Raw genomic sequence first — 19,485 nt, forward strand, 5'->3', positions numbered from 1 at the left:
GGCGATCATGCCCCCGTGTCGTCAAAAAGCTACCAGCCAAATATCCTGTCAGAACACTGAAGGTGCCTAAGTGAACTGCATTACCCGCGAAGGGGCTGTTTCTAATCGGTTCGCTGGATTGCTACTTGCTGCCGCCGTTCGCTTTCACGCTGCTGCAGAATTCCGGATGGCTGTTGGCCGCAGTGGCGTCCTTCGCCTCGTCCTCGCAGGCCTTCATCATCGCGGTCTGGTCGTCCGGCGTAAGGGCCTTCCAGGCCTTTACGAAGTCGTCCTCGCCGACCATCGTCTTCCTGCTGGAGTCCGTGTAGAAGGGCTGCATCTTGGCCGGATCGTCGAGAGCCGACGTGCCGGTATCGCTTGCGGCAAGCGCGGAGCCGGCAACCATCGAGAGCGTCATCGCGCCGAAACAGATCATCTTGATGTTCATGGTGTACTCCTCCTGTTGCTTTGGGATCGTCGAAGCAACGATCAGTTGGAAAACGACAGGTTTGGGTGAAAGTTCCGGCTTTTTTTGCGCAAAAATCCCGAAACGAAGAAAAATATAGTCGAAAAACTTGAAACTTTCCCGATTTTTCCCGTAGAAAGCGAGTTTAGCGGGTCTCTCGTGCAAGACTGACCACCAGCCGATCGACGCTGGGGTCGTCGAGACTGACGATATGGGCCATCAGCATCGCTCGCCTCATGCTGATCCTGGTGACGTCCTGCCGCATGATGACCGACACAAAGGCCGGCCCCGATCCGGTGAGGACGATCGCCCTGCCGACCAGAACCGGTTCGGAGATGGGAGCCCACTGTACGGTCATGATCGAGGGCTCGCTTGTCTGGCGGCGGTTGATGCCTGTGAAATAGATCCAGTTCAGGCGCGAGATCGCCACGCCGTAATGGTTGCCGGGTATTCTCGAACCACCCTGGCCACCGCCCGGAGCCCAGCGCGTCACCCGCCTGAAGGTGACGAGATCGGTCTCACGCCGCACGAAGGTGACCGAGCGCATCAAAAAATCGGGTCGGCCGGGGATCGAAAAATAGGTGAAATAGGTGCCTCCGGCGATGGCGGGCGACGGCGGCCGCACCATGTTCTCGTACAGTGCCTCGCGCAACGTTGCATTGCTGTCGCCCTTGGCTGCCGCGGCGGCCGGCTCACGATACAACTGATCCTCGTCGATCTTGAAATAGTCGCAGATCAGCCTGGCGGTGGCTTTGTTGGGAACCGCCTTGCCTTGCAGATAGCGCTCGAACTGGGTGCGGTTGATGCCAAGCTCACGGCACACCGCGCTGACGGAAGCGTAGCGTTGGACCAGCCGCCTGAGATTGGCGGCGAGATTCTCGCGGATTGGCACGACATCTCCCCGACAGACGTACGGACCAGTATTCAAGCGATAGCTTATATACACTTGCATGACGTAGCGAGGGTGCGAAGATGGACCTTTGTCCAATAGGGCGAGGATCCCGTGGGCGCGTAGACTGTACGATTTTGACAGTCCGGCTATGCAAGCCCCGCAAATGGGCGTATTTCGGTGGCAAGAGCGACCTCAGATCGGCCTCTCGACATCCTGCAATGGAGGGCGGTTTGGATCATACCGGCCTGGTCGAGCTTCTGGACTACACACAAGCGCAATTGACGAAGATCCGCCAGGCGGTCGCGGCAAGCGAGCACGCCGGTGCCATGTTCACCATCGACTGCCTTGTCGGAGCGGCGGCCGAGCAGACGAAGTGCAAGCTTGCAAGTCTGGAGCATGCCGGCTTGCCGGTCGGCAGGGATGGGCCGATTGGCCGAGGCGCATTTGAAGGCGGTGCGGCGCTGCCCGGCAAAGCGACATCGGGCAAGCCGGATGCCGGCGGCGACCGCTCCTGATCAGGGCGCGCCGATCTCGCCGATCAGCCTTGCATATTCGGCCTCGGCTTCGCCGTAACTGCCATTGGCAAGTTCCAGCAGCCCGGCGCGGTCACGAATGACGATCTCGCCCCGACGCGAGCGGATCAGCGCGCGGCCTTCGAGCAATTGAAGGGCAACGGTGACGCCTGGCCGCCTGACACCAAGCATGATGGCCAGGAATTCGTGCGTGATGGCGAGATGTTCGCCCGGCACGCGGTCGTCGCACATGAGCAGCCATCGCGCCAGCCGCTCCTCGAGCTTCAGCCGCGCGTTGACGAGCGCGGTGCAGCCGGCCTGGGTTTGTAGCGCGTTGATGAAGCGCAGCAGGAACATGCGCATGGTCGCACTTGCCGCCAATGCTGCCTTGAATGCGCCGGCTTCGATGCGGATCGCCTCGCCTTCGAGTTGTACATAACAGGCATGCGGCGCACGGTCGTCGCCCATCACCAGGGAGTATCCCGTCATGCCTTCGAAGCCGATGAAGCCCACTTCGGCCTCTTGGCCGCTCGCCGTGCTGGCGACCACCGAACCGATGCCCTGTTCGATGAAGTAGACGGCCTCGATCGGAATATTCGGGGTCACAAGCATCATGCGTAGCGGCAAGTCGCAGCGCTGCATGTGCGGCTCGAGCAACGCCAGATCATCCGCAGGCATGCGTCGCAGCAGTTGGTTTCGGTATTGATGATTTTTGTTGGGATCAGACATGGCGTGGCCCAATGCAGGGCAAGAGCCATCCAATCTCCCAGCCGTCCGTGCCCGTAAAAACGTGCGGACGATCGCCTATGTATAGGGGCGCAGAACGAATAAAGCTATGAATGCGATGTGAAATTCGAAGCACGGCGCCCCCCAACGCCCGTTCGCATATGAAAAGATCGGCCTGAATGTTAGTGTCGGAAACGTACCAAGCGCCACTTGGTACAAAACCGACATATATCTTGAGAGCGTCGGATCACGGTGAGGGCCAATAAAATCCGCCGGCTAATGACAAAGCGCCATGTCGCGCTGGGCCTGAGAACCGTTCGGCAGACCGGCGGGAGAATTGTACGATACTTACTGTGATGAGGCCGATGTTGACTCTTGCTCAGTCCGATTTCATTTTTTGACCGACAGCGTCAAGGAAGTGGTCGCTGCTCCGAAAGGGGCTTCTTATGCCGAGCCTTCATAAGCGCAATCCCGGTTTCCATCCTTCCGATCTGCAGCTGTGCCAGCGCGTCTTCGATCGGGTCTGCCTGGAGCGCAAACTTGACCGCGTGTCGGGGGAGTCGGACGTACAGCGGCTGGCAGCCACAGTGTTTTCGCTGTTTCAGAATGGCTGCCGCAATGAAGGCGAGTTGCTCGAAAGTTTCAGGCGGACCCGCCAATGACCAAGGCCAGGATCACGTCCGCGACACCGGCAGCCAAAAACGAACCTTACGACGCTGCGATCTTCGCCCGGAAATACGGCATGTCGCGGAAGGCCGCGGAGGTCGTGCTGTCCGCGAACGGACCGTCCAGAACGGCTTGTGACGCTGCCGCGCGCTCTTTTATGGAAGCGGTTGCCCGCAGAGCGAAGAGCAGCCATGAACACTGAAGTTGCGAGCGACTGTCGTTTCGCCGCCGACCCGCAGGCGCGTCCAATGCTGCCTTTATTGGACGCCGCGAGGCGTTAGCCTGTCGGCCCTGTCGGACCTGTCACTCCTGAAGCGGCTTGCTGCGCCGTCACGGCAGAGAGTTTCTGCCGTTTGAGCAGCATCGGTTTTTCATAGATCTTCTTCATGTTCATGGCTTCCCTCCACAAAATTCGATTGCGGGAGCGTCGTCGCCGGCCGCGCTCTTGTCAAGCCGACCTTGTCGAGGGTCGGCCGACCGGGACGAAAATCCACGCTTCAATTCCTGTCGGCCGGCTTGGAACGCATGCGCGAAACCGTCTCGCGCTCGGCGCGCTTGGAGCGCAGCGGCGGCAGGCCGCGGTCGATCAGGTCCATGTCCTCCAGCACCATATCGCCCATGCGCTTGAAGGCGATGTCGAGCGCGCCGGCACGGTGAGCCGAGCGCAGGAAGCCGGGCAGGGTGCGCACCGGATGGTCCCGCGCCAGCGGTTCTTCGGGGAAAACGTCGCTGGCGGCGACGATGTGGCCGCTCTTCACCGCCGCCATCAGCGCCGGGAAGTCGACCACGCCGGCGCGGCTGAGCAGGATGAAGGCGGCGCCCTTGCGCATGCCGGCAAAGGCCTCGGCACCGAGAAAACCCTGGTTCTCGCTGGTCACCGACGCAACGACGAAGATGAAGTCGCTGGTCGACAGCACCTCGTCGAGAGAGGCCGGTTCGACGCCATTGTCGATGAGGATCGATGGCGGCAGCCAGGGATCGAAGACTTTGGTGCGGGTGCGGAAACCCGACAGCAGCCGGTTGAGCGCCCGGCCGAGATCGCCGAAGCCGATGATGCCGACATCGGCGCCGGACAAGAGCCGCGCCGTGTGGTTGCCGTCGCCGCCCCACAGTTCCTGTCCCTGGCGGAAGGCGAGATCGGCATCGACGATGTCGCGGGCGAGGTTGAGCGCCATGGCAAGGCCAAGCTCCGCGACCGGCTCGGCGAACACCAGGCCGGTGGTGACGACATGGATGCCGCGCGCGAACAAGGTCTCGTAGGGCATGTTGTTGATGAGGTTGGTCTCGACATTGAAGACGCAGCGCAGCGCCTTCATCCGGTCGAGCGTTTCGGGCGATATGGGCGGCTGGCCGATGATATAGCGCGCCTCGGCCAGCACGTCGGCCGGCAGTTTCGCGACGCCGTCAGCGGTCGTCTCGACAATGCGATAATGCGCCTTGAGCCGCGCCAGCTGCCGGGCTGTGAAGATCAGGTCGAGCGTGCGTGGTTCCGGCGCACTGATAACCAGCGGCAAGGCGCTGTTGGACATGACTATTCCCTCTGTTCCCGATGGCCAAAATACCTTGGATGAAACGATTTACAACATCGCGCGGGGAGGCAAGGAGAGCGCGATTGGCGCTGGGATGAGGTGCCCTGTCGGAGCCGATATGTGCCGCAATGCAACAGTGAAGAATCGTTTGACTACGATGGCGCGGAAACGACGTAAGGACCAGTAATGACACAATTGACACGGGGCAGGGAATTGGTTCTGCTGGCACCGTACTAATTTGGAGGGCACTTTACAGTGAAGAAATACGAGAAACCAACATTGCAGAAGCGCGACAGGCTTTCGGGCGTCACGGCCCAGACTGCCCCATCGACACCTCCGCCGATCCTCAGTGATTGATTGGCGCCTGATGCATTCGCCTGACAAGGGCAATCAATAGCAGCAATCGATAGGGCGCGACTGGTCGCGCCCTATCGCATATTGGCCACGGGCGCCCGCCGCTGTCCCAGATGCCGGACCTTGCGGCCGATGATCATCAGCTGGCGCGCGGTGTTGTTGCGCAGGCGCCTTGCGCGCCATTCCAGTCCGGTGCCGGCGGTGATCGACTTGGCATAGTAACTCACCCGCATGCCATCCTCATCGGCAGCCACCTTGACCGGGTCGTCATAGAAAGCGTTGATCTTGTCAGCCGCCATGCCTGGTGTTTCGAGCCATCGTGGAATGTGAACCGAATGGAGTTGATCGACATCGGTCATCACGCGCCCGATGCCGACGCCCGGCGTCGGACACGTCGTGCAGAAGGCATCGCCGATGAAGATGACCCCGTCGCGGCGATGGCCTTGCGTGGTGCTCAGGCTGATCTGCCTGACCTCGACAGGACTTGCGACTTCGAAGTTGCCACATCGCGCTGCTATTTCGGGCATCAGCTCGCAGAGCATCTTTTGCGGCTCCTGGCGAAAGGCCCGCGTCCACGCTTCGGCCACATTGCGATAGAGGAACATGTTCGCCCGCATCTTGTCGCCGAGGGGAAAGATGCTGATGTAGGCGATACGGTCGGCAGCCCGCCTGCTGTAGCAGGTGACGGACTGATGACCGAAATCGCGCGGCGAGATGGCGAGGTCGAATCCCATCGACAGTGAATGCGCCTTCGATTGCTCAATACGCTCGACCCCGACGGCGCGCCGCACCGCCTCGCCGTGGCCGGTTGCCACCACCAGCAGGCGGGCATCGATGACGGCGCCGTCGGCCAGCACAAGCCGCTGCCGGTCCGGTCCAGTCGAGACTTCGGTTACCTTGCCGACCGTCAGCGGCACTTGCGCAGGCAAGGCATCGCGCAGGCCATTGATCAGCGCGCCGTAGGAGAATGTGAATTCAGCCTTCTTCTCATGCGCGAAAAACTGGCCGAGGCGAAAGACATGCGTGTCGGTCGTCGAGGTGACGAGACGCTTGAGTGTTGCATCGAGGCCGAGCTTTTCGAACAGCAGCATCTGATCCATGCCGATCTTCTCGGCCCGGAACTCCTCGTGGTGGACGCGGTGCGGGTCGATCAGCGCCACCTTGCGCCCGGCTTTTCCCAACAGCATGGCTAAGGTGGTCCCAGCCATTCCGGCACCGACGATCGCCACATCGACTTCGGCCGGGCAGGCCTCTGAGATACTCATTCTGCTGCCCTTTCTGGTGGCAACTGCACGTTCACAATCTCCGGTAGAAAATATCTTCCGGACCTGAATCAACCGCAAGCAACCGGAGCGCGTGCCTGGTAGTAACCAATGTTTAGGTTAATCGCGGGCCCGCTGCTTCCAGCGCGGTGCGATCGCCGAGCCATCGATGAACTCAAAGCCGCCAGCCTCGTTGAGCGTGTGAAGTTTACGCCCACTCCATAGCGCACCTGGATGCAAGATGGTTTCAACGACCTGCTCCATGCCGATCAAATCAAGGTGAGAAATGCGTGCGATGCCAAGCGCCGCGCCATAGCTCCTGCGGCAGTCCTGAACCGGGCGCAGCAGGTCGTTGCCGCGCCTGACCATGCGGCCGGCCGGCCGCGCCGAGGCGATGTCGATCAGCACGGGATTTTTGGGGTGCGGCGTCCAGGGGCCGCGAAAATCCGGCGCCGACCACAGATGCAGCGTGTCGGAGAAGGCGCCGCCGCCGTCGCGGACGGTGGCGAACAGCCACCAGGCGCCGCCATGCTCGACAAGCGTGGCGTCGCTGGCGACGACACCGGACAGAAGCGTCGCCTCCTTGACCCATCCGCCGGGAAAGGCGGTGGCCCGGTAGAGATCGACCGTGCCGTTGGCGCAGCTTTCCGGCACCATCCAGACCTCGCCGTCGCGCTCGAAGACGAAGGGGTAGGAGAGATGGTAGGGCAGATCCAGCACCGGTTCAGGTCGTCCGAGCGGGCCTGCCGGGCCGAAGGGCACGGCGGAGATGATGGCCTTGCCGAGCCGGTGAATATAGTCCTCGACGAACAGGGTCAGCTGGCCCTGGTAGAGGATGGGAAACGGATCGGCGTAGAAGCGGCTGCCATCGTCCGGCAGCTCTTGCCATCCCGACGCCGGATGCGCACGCAGGTCGAAAAGATCGCGGCCCCCGGTTTGCCGCCAGCCGACCTTCCAATGCGGCGCGTTGTAGCAAAGGTGATAGATCTTCTGGACGATCCGCCGCGCCAGCGTCTTGCCGGCTCTGACCCCAAGCTTGCCGGCCGAGGGCATTGGCGGCGGGCTGCCTGCCTGCGCCGGCTCTGGCAGATCGGGCACCGACTTTGCCGCGCCTGACATGGCAGCGACGATCAGGCTTGCTGTGCGCGCGAGCATATCCTGGAAGGACGCCAGCGCGATGCCGCCATATTCTGTGCCCAGACGCCCGGCGGCGATCGCAACGCCGTTCTCATCGATGCGGGCAAGCGGCGTGCGGCCGGCGAGGATCAGGGCCAGCAAGGCCGCTTCCCCGCTGGCGCCGTCATAGGTGACGCGCCAGACCCGTGTGCTTTCCAGCCTGACATCGCCGCAGAGGTCGATCACAAGGTCGGGCGAAGCAGGGGACCGCCGATAGGGCGCGAGCGCCGAAAGCGGCACACGCTTGGCTAGTCCATCATGGGCCAGTCCATCATGGGCCAGTCCGTGTATCGCCGTTTCGAGTTGAAACAGGGCCGCGGCGCTGCGCGGAATGCCGCCGCCCGCCGGCCTGACATCGACGGACAGTTCGACGTCGCCGAGCGCGGCAAGGCGCTCCAGCAGCGTGAGATGAAAGGCGCGGACGCAGTCGCCGTCCAGGCGTAGACTTATCTGCATGGTGGAGGTCCGAAAAGGCGGTGCCCGGCCTTGCCGGCCAGGCCGGTCCGGTCAAATTGTAACCCCATCTGCATCCGTCTCCGCTCGCTGCGTAGCCAACACCTCGATATGTATATTTTTAAGCAAACCGCGTGCCAAAATTCACGTCACCTCTCAACATAATTAACAATGTTTTAACAGTTGGAGGAATAGCTAGGTTATCGCCGCAAACTGATCTTGCCGGCATATGGAGTATTGTCGGAGGCAGCCATGCAATCATCCCTGCCCATGGTTCCTCAGCAACACTCTCCGGATGCGGCACGCGCGGGATCATACGCAGCTTCGACTGTCGAACTGGGCGACCTGAAGCGCATCCTGGTGCGCCGCCGGTTCTGGATCTTCGGTACCGTTGCACTGCTGACGCTGGTCGCCCTGCTCTACGGCCTTTTCACACCTGCGCTCTACAGCTCGGCGGCGGAAATCCTGATCGATCCGCAGGATCTGCAGGTGGTCACCAACGACGTCAATCCCAGCCGTATCTCACCCGATGGCGGCATCACGCAGGTCGAGAGCCAGGTCAGCGTGGTCCAGTCGACAGGCGTGCTGATGCGGGCGATCGCGGCGACAAACCTGACGCAGGATCCGGAATTCAACGGGCAGGGCTTGCTGTCGCGCCTGCTCGGTTCGGCATCGGCCGAAGGCGACAGGTCGGTGCAGACACTCGACGCGCTGCGCCGGCGCCTGGCGGTGAAGCGGGCCGACAAGGTCCTGGTCCTCGACGTCATCGTCACCGCCAAGAGCGCCGACAAGGCCGCCCTCCTGGCCAACGCCATCGCGCAGGCCTACCTGGTCGACCAGGCGAGCGCGCGCGCGAAAATGGCCAGGGACGCCTCCGAGTCGATCACCGCCCGGCTGGACGAGCAGCGCAAGCGTGTCCAGCAGGCCGAGAATGCCGTCGAGGCCTACAAGTCCGCCAACAACATGGTGATGGCGGCAGGCAATCTGGTCAGCGACCAGGAACTGACCGAGATCAACACGCAGCTTGCGGCGGCGCAGAGCCGCACCGCGGCGCTGAAGGCGCAGGTCGACCAGATGCGCCGCCAGAGCGGCACGGCGGACGCGACCTCGGAAGCGATGCGCTCGGCGGTGATCTCGAGCCTGCGGGCGCAAGAGGCGACGCTGGTCGACCAGGTCTCGCAACTCGGCACGGAGCTGGGGCCTCGTCATCCTTCGCTGATCGCAGCCCAGCAGCAGTTGCGCGACACGCGCCAGCTGATCGCGCGTGAGCTCGGCCGCATCGCCACCGCCACCGAGACGGACTACGAACGGGCGCTGGCCAACCAGCAGGCGCTGGAAGCCAAGGTCGCCGGCATGAAGAGCAAGTCGCTCGACACCGACCAGGCCTCGGTGCGGCTGCGCGAATTGCAGCGCGATCTTGAGGCGTTGCGTTCCGTCTACTCGAACTATCTTCAGCGCGCCCAGGAGACGCGCGAGCAGATCAATGTCGACAGCACCAATGCGCGCATCATCTCCAACGCCATGCCCGCCTTGAAGAAGAGCTGGCCGCCTTTGCCGCTGCTGTTGCTGGGCGCGATATTCGGCGGGCTCGGGCTCGGCACCGGTCTGGCGTTGATCGCCGAATATTCCTCGCCGACGGTGCTTTCCAGCGCGCAGATGCAGTCGGCCATCGACGCGCCGGTGCTGGGCGTGGTGCCGGCAAGGTCAGACACTGGCCGGCGCTGGTGGCCTTTCGGCAGGGCGCGCGCCGCCGCCTCCAGCCAGAAGACCGATGCCGTCGTCGGCCTTGCGCTGAGGCGGATGTTCAGTTCGGGCCAGCGTCCGGCGGACTGGCCGCTGGTGCCTTCCATCCTGGTGACATCTTCGCCGGGCGAGGGCGCGCAGCGCAGCCGGGTGGCGCGGCTGCTGGCCGATGCCGCGGCATCCAGGGGCAGCCGTGTGCTGTTCATCGATGCCAATGCCGGCGGCGACCAGAAGGATCCGCAGCCGGGAGTCCTCGATGTGCTGCGCGGCGAGTACGCCTTCGAGGCCGTCAGCCATTACGCAGCCGGCAGCAACGTTGCCGTGCTGGGCAGGGGCCGCTCAAAGGCGGTCTTCCAGGAAGCGCATGGCATCTATTTTGCGCAGCAGATGCTGGCGCGGGCCAGCCGGAGCTTCGAACTCGTCGTCATCGACGGCGGCGCGCTGGCCGACAATCTCAATGCCTCGCCGCTGGTCGCCATGGCCGACGAGATCGTACTCGTCGCCACGCTGAACGCCACCCCGATGCGCGACGTCACGACGACCGCGCAGGCGGTTTCCGTGATGGGGCGGTTGCCAACGGCCGCCTTGCTGGTCGACGAGGCCGCCTGATATGGCTGCCAGTTGGAGCGCAAGCGCTTCGAACCATGGTGTTGCCGCACCCCGCGCCGGCACGTCGCTCGATGCGCTGACGCGCTTCGGACTGATCGCGGCGGTAGCGGTGCTGTTCAGCATCTCGGGCGGCATGCTGTGGCTGGTCGGCTACAATTATGATGGCCTGTTCGGCAACCCGGCGACCAAGATCCACCCGTCCACGTATCTCATCGTCCTCTTGTTTGCCTGGCGCTCCTGTGCGTCAGGCAATCCGGTCGGCTATATCGTCCATCTCGCCGACAGGCGGCCGGCCAGCGCGCTGATGGCCGCCATATCGATCGTGCTTTTGTTCGTCGTCATCGCCAGGCAGCGGCCCGGCATGGCTGGCATGATCGATACGTTCGTGGCCGCGGCACTTCTGGTGCTGATGCTCAGCGAGGACGACGAACGGACATTCGCCGGGCTGCAGACCGTCGTTCACGTTGTCATGACGGCGAATGCGCTGCTTGCCCTTTTCGAGTTCGCCACCAAGACGCTTATCTTTCCCTATCGCCTCGACGGCGTGGCGTTTACCACCGATCTGCGCTCGAGCGCTCTGCAGGGGCATCCGCTCGCCAATGCCATGGTGACGTCGATCTACGTGCTTGCGCTGCTCTCCGGTGCCAGATCCCTGTCGACGCCTGTGCGGATAGGGTTGATCGGCCTGCAATGCGCGGCACTCGTCGCCTTCGGCGGCCGCACGGCGATGGTGACGACGGTGGTGCTCGGCGGCTGCTACCTGCTTTTTCAGGGCACCACCAAATTGCGCCAGGGCCGCGTCAATCTCTTAGGTGCGGCACTCGGCTTCATGCTTGCCGCACTGCTGCCGGTCGTCATCATAGTGGCGGCATATCTGGGCTTTTTCGACGCGCTGCTGGAGCGCTTCGTGTCGGACAGCGGAAGCGCCAATGCCCGCGTCGAGATGTTCGAGCTTTTCAAGCACCTGGAATTGCGCGATCTGATCGTGGGGCCGGATGTCGAGCTGATCGACAGCCTGCGCCGCATCAACGGTCTCGAACAGGGCATCGAGAACCCGATCATCCGCACGGTCCTCTATCAGGGCGCCTTCTTCACCCTTTTGCTGACGTTCGGCTTCGTGCTGTTCCTGTTCGAGGTGGCGCGCCGCTGCCATGCCGGCATCTGGCTGCCGATGCTGGGCTGGGTCATCCTGATCAACACTTCGGAAAGCGTCGCGTCGAAGACGACGCTGCTGACCAAGTTCGTGGTGCTGGCATTGGTGCTTTACCGGCCGGCGCGGGCAGCTTTCAGACCGGTCAGTCCACCGGCATGGTCAGGCCAAGCGCCGCGATGATATCAGGGTCCACCGCCCGGGTGGTATCGTCCATCATGCCCATGCCGTCGAAGAGATCCCACAGTGCCCAGGCGAAGCCGAGTTCCTCGGCGCTCCGCCTGACATCGGCGATGTAGCGCCCGCGATCCGGGTTGGGCGCGGCGACATAGCGGGTGTCGGTGCGCAGCGCGCCGAACTCGCCCATGATGATGCGTTCCGGCGCAAGGCCGTGGCCGTCGGCCCAGTCGCGAACCTGGCGAAGATATTTGTCGACAAACCAGCGGTCGGGCCGGGCGTCGAAATAGACTTTCAGCACACGCTCGGTCTCGGCATAGGCTGCCTGCTTGGCGTCTTCAGGGGTTTCGGTGTCCTGCGCCATGCGCGCCCTGACCGATGCCAGCGTCTGTTGCAGCGAGCCGGCGGATGCCGGCCACGGCACATTGTTGAGCGACCGGTAGACGGGCTCGCGCATCCAGGGTGCCCCCTGATGGCTGAACAGATAGGGCTCATAGAAGTGGAAGGTGAACAGGATCGGTTCGAACGGGGACAGCGGTGCCGGATCGAGCGCGTTCAGTCCGCTCACCATCGAGCCGCAGCCGCCGGTGACGACCAGCGGCAGGGTCGCGGCCGAGGCTCTTGCCGCCGTCAGAAGTGAAAGCTGGATCTGCGACCAGACGTTCGACGCGCAGGCCTGCGCCGGCTCGTTGACCGGCTCGAGCGCCACCCTGCCGGGCTGGAACCGCGCCAGCCTGCCGGCAAGCTCGCCGACCAGCCCGCGGTAGAGATCGAAGGCGGGCGCCGCGGTGCTGGAGACCATGCGGTCGGGGTTCCAATAATGGGTGGCGGCATTGGCCTGGATGTTGACGATGATGCCGAGACCGGCGTGGAGGGTGGCCGTGACAGCCGCGTCCAGCATGTCCAGCAACCGGCCGCGCGTGGTGGCGTCGGCGGCCAGGAAAGGGCCGGGATCAACAGGCAGACGGATGAAATCGAGCCCGGTCCTGCGCAGCCGACGCAGGTCGTCCGGGGTCGGCACCGGCCGTTGCGACTGGAAGGGCGGCCAGTCATAGTCGGTGCGCGGAGCGGGAAATTCGCGCGTCAGCGAGAACCAGGGCCAGGCGTTGACGCCGCGCCGAAATCGCGGCCCGGCGGCTGCGCGAGCGATTGGTGCGATCGGGAGCGAGCCGAGAGCCGCCGCGGTGGACAGCGCCGTCCGCAGCACCCGCCGGCGCGACCAGCCTGTCATACGGTTCCTGGCGATGCGTGATCCATCGCGGTGGTCTTGGCGGCGGTCATGCCGAGCAAATGATAGGCCTCATTTTCATAGGCAAGCAGGACATCGTCCCAGCGAAAGGCTTCGCGGGCGCGCGCCCTGGCGGCAACGCTGCAGGCCTTGACCAGGGCATCATCGTCCAGCGCCTGCTGCATCCGCTTGGCGCAACTGTCCTTGTCGGTGAAGTAGATCGCGGCAGCCCCGGCGGTCCATCTGTTGTAGGGATTGTCGTGGGCGATCACCATGTTGCCGGCCGCCAGCGCCTCGACCAGCGAGGGGTTGGTGCCGCCGACCGTGTGGCCATGCAGATAGGCGCGGGCGTGGTATCTGAGCGCCTTGACCGTCGCATGGTCGTAGATGGCGCCCGGCAGGACCACCGAGCCATTCGCCGCCTTGCGGATGGCGGCATGATAGGGGATGTCGTCGGACAGCGTTCCCAGCACCACCAGCTTCATGTCGCGCTTGGCGGAGCAAAAAGCTTCGACGATCGGCAGGATGTTGTTGTCGGGTTCGATGCGCGCGATCGAGATGAGATAGCGCCCGGGCTCGAGGCCGAGCGCCCGCACCGGCGCCTCGGGCGCCGATGCCACTGGATCGGCGCCATAGGCGATGGTGGCGATGGCGCTGCGCGGCCGGCGTGTCGCCAGGTGATCTGCGATGGCGGGATGATCGGCGACCAGCCGATGCGAGGCCCATGCGCCGATCCATTCGTTGACCCAGAACCAGGTTCGCGCCGCCATTCCCCATTTTGGGCGGCGCCACTCGATGCCGTCCATGTTGGTGAAGATCTTGCGTCGCTTCAGCCTGAGCCAGGTCAGGAAGACCGCGCCATTGTAGCCGAGCACCAGGCAAACACCCGGTCGCCGGGCGGCGTCGCGGGCGCATTGCCAGTCGAATTCCAGCGTCGCGCGCGGTCCCTTGGAGGCGACCTGGATGTGAATGAGCTCGATGCCGCGCCAGGTTTCGCTGCGCACCCTCTGGTCGATCCGCTCGACCTCATCTTGGCAATAGACGCCAACTTTCCAACCTCGCCCGACAAGAAACAGCGCCAGTTTTTCGGCAAAGGTTTCAAAGCCGCCATGGGCCGCGGGTATGCCGCGGGTCCCCAGGATCAGAATGGCGGGCGTTTCTGGTTTCATGGCCGGCGGCACTTTCACATGTCTCATATATTAGATATTGCTTAATTTATAATGAGCAGGTGGCAACTTCCGTGCCACCTCCCGATTTCGGTACCCTGCGAGGGATCATCGCGCGGGGTTGTAAAAAAACGGTGTTGAAGCCGATGGTTGTTTCATTCTCGGTCAACCCTTCTGTGCGTAGCTGTATCGAAACGAAGCAATGCCTGGGGCGTACGGCCGGCAGTCGGGCGTATCGAACCGATAGTCGGATATATCAACCGATAGTCGGACGTTTCGAACCAGGCATGATTCTTGCGGACGGGCTTCTGCCACAATCGCCCAGCGCGATGGTTGTAGCACCCGGCGGGATATAAAGATGCGGATTGCCTGCGTTCATCAGGGTTATGAACTCTATGGTTCTGACCGCAGCTTCGCGGAGAGCGTTGCCGCGTTGCGCGCCGCGTTTCCGTCGGCCGACATCGAAGTGGTTTTGCCGCGTAGCGGGCCGATCGTGCGGATTCTGGAAGCGCATGCCAGCCGGATCGTCTTCGAACCGCTCTGGGTGCTGAGGCGCCAGGCCATTGCGCGCCTTGCGACCGTCGAGATGGCGCGATTGCCGGTTGCCGTGTTCAGGGCGTGGCGGCGCCTCAAGCATTGCGACCTCGTCTATGTCAACACCTCGATCGTGGCCGACTACGCGCTGGCCGCACGCCTTCTTCCCCATAAGGCCGTCCTGCACATCCACGAAATCCCCGAAGGCGCCATGCGCAGGGTACTTGTCGGCCTGATGCGCTGGAGCCACGCGGATCTGATCTTCAATTCACACGCGACACGCGCCGCGTTTGGTGATCCCAAGGCGGCGCGTGCGTATGTCGTCTACAACGGTGTTGCCGGGCCGGCGGCGGTCGAACCGATGACATATGACGGCAAGCGTCCATTGCGGGTGCTGCTGCTTGGCCGTATCAACCGGATCAAGGGGCAGGAAATCCTGCTGGAGGCGATCGCCTCGATGCCGGCGGAACTCCAGGCGAGGATCGAGGTGCGGCTGGTCGGCGGCGCCTTCGAAAGCACTGAGCGCGAGCATGCGCTTGCCGAACTGGTCGAAACCATGGGGCTTACTGGGCGCGTCAGAGTCCTGCCTTTCATTCCCGACCCCTCTGAGCATTATCGATGGGCCGATATCGTCACCGTGCCGTCGCGGCGTCCGGAATCGCTGGGCCGCGTCGCCATAGAGGCGATGGCTTACGGCCGGCCGCCACTTGTGTCGGCGATCGGCGGGCTGGTGGAAGTGGTCAGCGACGGGGAGACCGGCTGGCATGTTCCGCCCGGCGACGCAGCAGCTCTTGGCGCGAAATTGCAGGAGATCATCCTCGCCCCTGAGGCCTGGCGCGGGTTTGTCGCTGCCGGGCGCGCGCGCTACGAGGCAATCTTCAGCGAGCCGGTCGCGGCTGCGGCGATCACCGCGATCGCCGCCGACAAGCTGAAGACGACCATCGCGCGGCCGGGCAGGGTGCCTGCTGCCCGCGAAGCGGAGACGCGGCCGTGAAGTTAGCGTTTCCGAGCCATCTGGTTCGACGCCTCGTGCTGATGATCGGCGGTGAGGCGATGCAGAGCGGCTTTCATTTTGCCCTCAACATCATGCTGTTGCACATGCTGTCGGCGCAGGGCTACGGCCTCTTCGCCATCGGCATGGTGATGGGCGGTGTCGGCCTGTCCTATATCAGGTCGCTCACCGCCGTTCCCGCCAGCATCTGGATGAGCAAGAGCACCAACAGCGCCGGCGTCGACACCTATGACGTGGCGTTCGGAACGGCGGCGCTGATCGTGGCTTTGCTGATGGCCGTCGGCACGGCAGTCCTGATGCATGTTCTTGGCGATCCAAGCGGAATTGCCGCCGGCTGCTTCGTCGGTGCCTGGTCGTTGCGCAGCCATATGCGCACGGCTTTCTTCGCACGGCGCCAGCAAGTTGTCGTCTCCGTCAGCGATGGCGCTTTTACAGTCGCCGGCTGTGTCCTGACCGGGCTGTCGATATGGTTGGTCCAAGACCCGCTGCAGACCGTGTTCTATGCACTAGCCGCGGCAAATGTGTTCGGCATTTTCGTCCTGGTCCGGCTGGCTCGGCGCTCGCTTCGCATCAGCTTCCGCATGCCGACGCGGCGACGCTATGTCAGACTCTGGCCCCAGCTGCGCTGGTCGGCATTCAGCGCGACCACCACCAACATCCAGGGTCAATGTCTGGCGCTGCTGGTCGCCGGCATTGCCGGTCCTGCCGCCTACGCACCTCTGGCGGCGGTTCTGGTGCTGTTTGCTCCGCTGCGCATCATCAGCCTTGCGTTCGTCAACATGACGCAGCCGGATCTCGCCAGGCTGATACGGAACAATGAAACAGGCCGTGTCTGGACGCAGGCCAAGATCTGGGCGCTCGTCATGGGGCTCGGCGGCCTTGCTTATGGATGTGCGATCATGTTCGTCCTGCCGATGATAAAATCCCAGGCTCTCCAAGACGCTTCGACCTGGTTCATCGGGCTTTTCGTGATCGCAAATTTTGTCCCTATCATGCTCTATATCATGCCCCGCATCGTGCTTGAAATACTCGGCGATTTTCGGATCGTCGCGTTCATCACCACGGGCGGCGCGGTCGTCGGCCTGGCGCTGATCGCGGCCCTGCTGGCAATCGCGTCTCCGCCGTGGGCGTTGTTGGGTTCCGCCGTCTCGGAGATGTTCGTGCTCGTGGCATCGTGGTATTTCGCGCATCACCGCATGTGGAATATCGAGCATCCCGATGAGGCGCGCGACAGCCGGTTGGGCGCGTGGCGGCGCACGCTGCCGTTCGCTACGGCAAAGCGATAGGAAAAAACATGGCAGTCCAGGCGGTGCAAATTGCTGCGGTGGCCGGCTCGCCCGATGGCCAGTCCTCCCATCCGGCCACCGTCGTCGCCATCGATGCCTACACGGCGCGGCTCCACACCAGCCTGGAAGCGGTGAGGCCGCTCTGGCTGCGCCTCCAGACGGACGGTGTGTGCACCGCCCACCAGAATTATGCCTGGGCCGAGGGGATCGTTGCGCGGCTGATGCCGCAAGGTGCGGAACTGCTCATCGTGGAGGTAAACGATGCCGTCACAGGCGTGCCGCGAATGCTGGTGCCGTTGATACGGCGACCGGCTTTCCGCCATCGGGTGATCGAGTGGCTGAGCTGTGGCGTTTGCGACTACTCGGCACCGTTGCTGGCCGATGCGAGCCCGTGGACGACGCAATCGGCGCAGGCCGCGTGGGCCGCGGTGCGTTCCGTGCTGCCGCCGGCGGACCGCATCCAGATCACGGGAATTCCGCAATCGATCAGCGGTGTCGCCAATCCGCTAGCCCTGCTGGCGGCCACGCGCGATTCCCTGCATACCAGCTTCGGCCTCGCCATCGACGGCGATCCGGAAACCGTCCTCAAGCGCCTATGCCGGCCATCCTTCGTCAAGGCTTTCAACAAGGACTGGCGTCGCCTCGAACGGCTTGGCGGCGTGGAACTGGTCGAAGCCAACACGCCGGCCCTGGTGGAGGTCATCTTCGGCGGCCTGGTCCGGATGCGGCTCAGCCGCTTTCGCGAACTGGGCCGCTTCGACCTGCTGACGCAGGCGGCGGTTGTCGACTTCTATCGAAACGCCGCTCTCGAGGGCCTGTCGGATGGGTCGGTGCGGCTCTTCGGGTTGCGTGTGGGTGAAGCTCTTATCGCGGTCCAATACCTGCTGATCCATCAAGTCACCGTTCATGCTCTGCTGATCTCAATCGATCAGGGCGCGGTGCCCAATGTCTCGCCGGGACTTCTGATCATGGGCAAGTTGATGAGCTGGGCGCGCGGGCGCGATTTCAATTATTTCGACCTGTCGGTAGGCAACCAGAGTTATAAGGAACATATGGGTGCCTTGGGTTCGGGCCTGCGCGAGCTTTGCCACGGGATTACGGTGCGAGGCAGCGCCGTGAGCGCAGCCATCGAGATCCGCAACCGGGCCGAGGTGTTCGTGCGCTCCAAACCTCGGCTGCTGAAGAGGCTCCAGGGACTGATGCGGGGTTTGCGGCGCCTGCGTGGGGGATCAGAATGACCGGAGAAGCATGTGGCAAGCTACGCGGCGGGAACGACTCCGATAGGGGATTTGCCCGGTGGGCCATTTTCCCCGACTGTCGCCAACGTTGATGCAACCGCGCACTTCACGGCTCGGCTGCACACCAGCTTCGACACCGTAAGGCTGCTATGGCTGCTCCTTGAAGCTCACGGCGTCTGCACTGCCCACCAGCATTATGCCTGGGTCGAAGGAATCGCCGCACGGCTGATGCCCAAAGACGCGGATCTGGTCCTCGTCGAGGTGAGTGACGCCGTGACCGGCGCGCCGGCCATGCTGCTGCCGCTGATGCGGCGCCGGGCTCTCGGCCACCACGTGATCGAATGGCTGAGCTGCCGCGTGTGCGACTACGCGGTGCCGCTGCTGGCGGATGGGAGAGCGTGGACTAGGCAGAGTGCCGACGCCATGTGGGCAGCGGTCCGTGCCGTGCTGCCATCGGCGGATCGCATCCATATCGCGGGAATTCCGCAGCAGGTCCACGGCGTGGCCAATCCGCTGGCATTGCTTTCGGTGGCGCGCGACTCCATCCAGGTCACCTCCGGCCTCGTCCTGCATGGCGACCCGGAGACGCTCATCAAGCGAATCTGCAAGCCGTCCTTTGCCAAGGCCTTCCGCAAGCATTGCCGCGGCTTCGAACAGCTTGGTGGCCTCGCTCTGGTCGAGGCCGATACGCCTGACCTGGCCGAGGAGCTCCTGGATGCACTGCTGGAACTGCGGCTCAAGCGTTTTCGTGAGCTCGGGCGTTTCGACCTCCTGACGCAGGCCCCGGTCGTCGATTTCTACCGCGCCGCGGCGCTACAAGGCCTGTCCAACGGATCGGTGCGGCTCTTCGGACTACGCGTCGGTGAAGCCTGGCTTGCCTCCATCTATGTTTTGGTGAGAAAAGGCACACTTCACGCCCTCCTGCTCGGCATCGACCAGAATACGGTCGCCAATGTCTCACCCGGCCTGACGACGATGGGCAAGCTGATGGTGTGGGGATGCGAGCGGGGCTTCGACTATTTCGACCTGTCGGTCGGCGGCCAGGGCTACAAGCAACATATCGGTGCCTCGAGCTCGGTACTGGCCGAGATCTGCGAACCGGTGACGGTGCGGGGCAGGGCTGCGAACGCAGCCATTTTGCTGCGCAGCCGGGTCGAAGGCATGACGCGGTCGCGTCCCCGGCTGCTCAAGGCCGTCCAGGGCCTGACGCGCCGCTTGCGGCGATTGAAGGACTGAGGACGAGCGTTTGCCGACGACCGATGCAAAGAGGCACCAAGGCCGGCAAGCTTGTTGACTGGGTTGGTTGGCTCTATATCTGAAAGCGCCG

Annotated in this window: 17 protein-coding genes; 8 read left to right on the plus strand and 9 right to left on the minus strand. The window is 63.4% G+C overall.

The features are described 5' to 3' along the window. Positions 1 to 121: 121 nt before the first annotated feature. Positions 122 to 427, minus strand: a complete 306-nt coding sequence (locus NKJ37_RS30145; protein WP_352632167.1) for a hypothetical protein — start codon at positions 425 to 427, stop codon at positions 122 to 124. 163 nt (positions 428 to 590) lie between these two features. Beyond that, positions 591 to 1,337 carry a helix-turn-helix domain-containing protein gene (locus NKJ37_RS30150; protein ID WP_352776238.1) on the minus strand — a complete coding sequence of 249 codons (747 nt, stop codon included), beginning with the start codon at positions 1,335 to 1,337 and terminating at the stop codon, positions 591 to 593. Positions 1,338 to 1,567: 230 nt separating this feature from the next. On the opposite strand from NKJ37_RS30150, the gene NKJ37_RS30155 reads away from it, so the two are divergent. Further along, entirely contained in the window at positions 1,568 to 1,852 is a 285-nt protein-coding gene (locus NKJ37_RS30155; RefSeq protein ID WP_128305546.1) for a hypothetical protein, read from the plus strand. Here NKJ37_RS30155 and NKJ37_RS30160 read toward each other — a convergent pair whose 3' ends face one another. Continuing rightward, positions 1,853 to 2,578: a Crp/Fnr family transcriptional regulator gene (locus NKJ37_RS30160; RefSeq protein WP_031213618.1), complete on the minus strand. Its 726-nt coding sequence runs from the start codon at positions 2,576 to 2,578 to the stop codon at positions 1,853 to 1,855. 655 nt (positions 2,579 to 3,233) lie between these two features. Between NKJ37_RS30160 and NKJ37_RS30165 the strand changes: the two genes are divergently transcribed. Then, positions 3,234 to 3,443: a hypothetical protein gene (locus NKJ37_RS30165; protein ID WP_023813302.1), complete on the plus strand. Its 210-nt coding sequence runs from the start codon at positions 3,234 to 3,236 to the stop codon at positions 3,441 to 3,443. A 75-nt stretch (positions 3,444 to 3,518) separates the two neighbouring features. Here NKJ37_RS30165 and NKJ37_RS30170 read toward each other — a convergent pair whose 3' ends face one another. The 4 genes from NKJ37_RS30170 to NKJ37_RS30185 form a co-directional block, all read right to left on the minus strand. Continuing rightward, on the minus strand, positions 3,519 to 3,635 hold the full coding sequence (locus NKJ37_RS30170; protein ID WP_023813303.1) for a hypothetical protein: 117 nt from the start codon (positions 3,633 to 3,635) through the stop codon (positions 3,519 to 3,521). A 103-nt stretch (positions 3,636 to 3,738) separates the two neighbouring features. Continuing rightward, entirely contained in the window at positions 3,739 to 4,770 is a 1,032-nt protein-coding gene (locus NKJ37_RS30175) for a hydroxyacid dehydrogenase (RefSeq protein ID WP_352721066.1), read from the minus strand. A gap of 428 nt (positions 4,771 to 5,198) precedes the next feature. Further along, complete coding sequence (locus NKJ37_RS30180; protein ID WP_352441848.1) at positions 5,199 to 6,389, minus strand: FAD-dependent oxidoreductase; 1,191 nt, start codon at positions 6,387 to 6,389, stop codon at positions 5,199 to 5,201. A gap of 117 nt (positions 6,390 to 6,506) precedes the next feature. Beyond that, positions 6,507 to 8,018 (minus strand): glucosamine inositolphosphorylceramide transferase family protein, encoded by a 1,512-nt coding sequence (locus NKJ37_RS30185; protein WP_352721064.1) that lies wholly within the window; start codon positions 8,016 to 8,018, stop codon positions 6,507 to 6,509. A 249-nt stretch (positions 8,019 to 8,267) separates the two neighbouring features. Between NKJ37_RS30185 and NKJ37_RS30190 the strand changes: the two genes are divergently transcribed. After that, complete coding sequence (locus tag NKJ37_RS30190) at positions 8,268 to 10,367, plus strand: GumC family protein (RefSeq protein WP_352776241.1); 2,100 nt, start codon at positions 8,268 to 8,270, stop codon at positions 10,365 to 10,367. A 1-nt stretch (position 10,368) separates the two neighbouring features. Beyond that, complete coding sequence (locus NKJ37_RS30195) at positions 10,369 to 11,700, plus strand: VpsF family polysaccharide biosynthesis protein (RefSeq protein ID WP_352776243.1); 1,332 nt, start codon at positions 10,369 to 10,371, stop codon at positions 11,698 to 11,700. On the opposite strand, the gene NKJ37_RS30200 is transcribed toward NKJ37_RS30195, so the two are convergent. After that, positions 11,663 to 12,925: a glycoside hydrolase family 5 protein gene (locus NKJ37_RS30200; protein WP_352776245.1), complete on the minus strand. Its 1,263-nt coding sequence runs from the start codon at positions 12,923 to 12,925 to the stop codon at positions 11,663 to 11,665. The two genes, NKJ37_RS30195 and NKJ37_RS30200, sit on opposite strands and share 38 nt — an antisense overlap. Further along, on the minus strand, positions 12,922 to 14,091 hold the full coding sequence (locus tag NKJ37_RS30205; RefSeq protein ID WP_352776247.1) for a DUF1972 domain-containing protein: 1,170 nt from the start codon (positions 14,089 to 14,091) through the stop codon (positions 12,922 to 12,924). Before NKJ37_RS30205 ends, NKJ37_RS30200 begins: the two co-directional genes overlap by 4 nt. A 355-nt stretch (positions 14,092 to 14,446) precedes the next feature. Between NKJ37_RS30205 and NKJ37_RS30210 the strand changes: the two genes are divergently transcribed. The 4 genes from NKJ37_RS30210 to NKJ37_RS30225 are packed head-to-tail and all read left to right on the plus strand — an operon-like array spanning position 14,447 to position 19,394. After that, positions 14,447 to 15,616, plus strand: a complete 1,170-nt coding sequence (locus NKJ37_RS30210; RefSeq protein WP_128305555.1) for a glycosyltransferase — start codon at positions 14,447 to 14,449, stop codon at positions 15,614 to 15,616. Continuing rightward, on the plus strand, positions 15,613 to 16,920 hold the full coding sequence (locus NKJ37_RS30215) for an MATE family efflux transporter (protein WP_128305556.1): 1,308 nt from the start codon (positions 15,613 to 15,615) through the stop codon (positions 16,918 to 16,920). Before NKJ37_RS30210 ends, NKJ37_RS30215 begins: the two co-directional genes overlap by 4 nt. A gap of 8 nt (positions 16,921 to 16,928) precedes the next feature. Then, entirely contained in the window at positions 16,929 to 18,158 is a 1,230-nt protein-coding gene (locus NKJ37_RS30220) for a GNAT family N-acetyltransferase (RefSeq protein ID WP_352752225.1), read from the plus strand. 12 nt (positions 18,159 to 18,170) lie between these two features. Further along, positions 18,171 to 19,394 (plus strand): GNAT family N-acetyltransferase, encoded by a 1,224-nt coding sequence (locus tag NKJ37_RS30225; RefSeq protein ID WP_031213625.1) that lies wholly within the window; start codon positions 18,171 to 18,173, stop codon positions 19,392 to 19,394. Positions 19,395 to 19,485 lie beyond the last annotated feature (91 nt).

The organism is Mesorhizobium sp. M0140 (assembly GCF_040322475.1).
In the GTDB taxonomy this organism is placed as follows: domain Bacteria; phylum Pseudomonadota; class Alphaproteobacteria; order Rhizobiales; family Rhizobiaceae; genus Mesorhizobium.

Bases quoted from the DNA above. Each gene is read 5' to 3' on its own strand.
- NKJ37_RS30145 (WP_352632167.1), bottom strand. From the start codon at position 427: ATGAACATCAAGATGATCTGTTTCGGCGCGATGACGCTCTCGATGGTT.
- NKJ37_RS30160 (WP_031213618.1), bottom strand. From the start codon at position 2,578: ATGTCTGATCCCAACAAAAATCATCAATACCGAAACCAACTGCTGCGA.
- NKJ37_RS30165 (WP_023813302.1), top strand. From the start codon at position 3,234: ATGACCAAGGCCAGGATCACGTCCGCGACACCGGCAGCCAAAAACGAA.
- NKJ37_RS30170 (WP_023813303.1), bottom strand. From the start codon at position 3,635: ATGAACATGAAGAAGATCTATGAAAAACCGATGCTGCTCAAACGGCAG.
- NKJ37_RS30175 (WP_352721066.1), bottom strand. From the start codon at position 4,770: ATGTCCAACAGCGCCTTGCCGCTGGTTATCAGTGCGCCGGAACCACGC.
- NKJ37_RS30180 (WP_352441848.1), bottom strand. From the start codon at position 6,389: ATGAGTATCTCAGAGGCCTGCCCGGCCGAAGTCGATGTGGCGATCGTC.
- NKJ37_RS30185 (WP_352721064.1), bottom strand. From the start codon at position 8,018: ATGCAGATAAGTCTACGCCTGGACGGCGACTGCGTCCGCGCCTTTCAT.
- NKJ37_RS30190 (WP_352776241.1), top strand. From the start codon at position 8,268: ATGCAATCATCCCTGCCCATGGTTCCTCAGCAACACTCTCCGGATGCG.
- NKJ37_RS30195 (WP_352776243.1), top strand. From the start codon at position 10,369: ATGGCTGCCAGTTGGAGCGCAAGCGCTTCGAACCATGGTGTTGCCGCA.
- NKJ37_RS30200 (WP_352776245.1), bottom strand. From the start codon at position 12,925: ATGACAGGCTGGTCGCGCCGGCGGGTGCTGCGGACGGCGCTGTCCACC.
- NKJ37_RS30205 (WP_352776247.1), bottom strand. From the start codon at position 14,091: ATGAAACCAGAAACGCCCGCCATTCTGATCCTGGGGACCCGCGGCATA.
- NKJ37_RS30210 (WP_128305555.1), top strand. From the start codon at position 14,447: ATGCGGATTGCCTGCGTTCATCAGGGTTATGAACTCTATGGTTCTGAC.
- NKJ37_RS30220 (WP_352752225.1), top strand. From the start codon at position 16,929: ATGGCAGTCCAGGCGGTGCAAATTGCTGCGGTGGCCGGCTCGCCCGAT.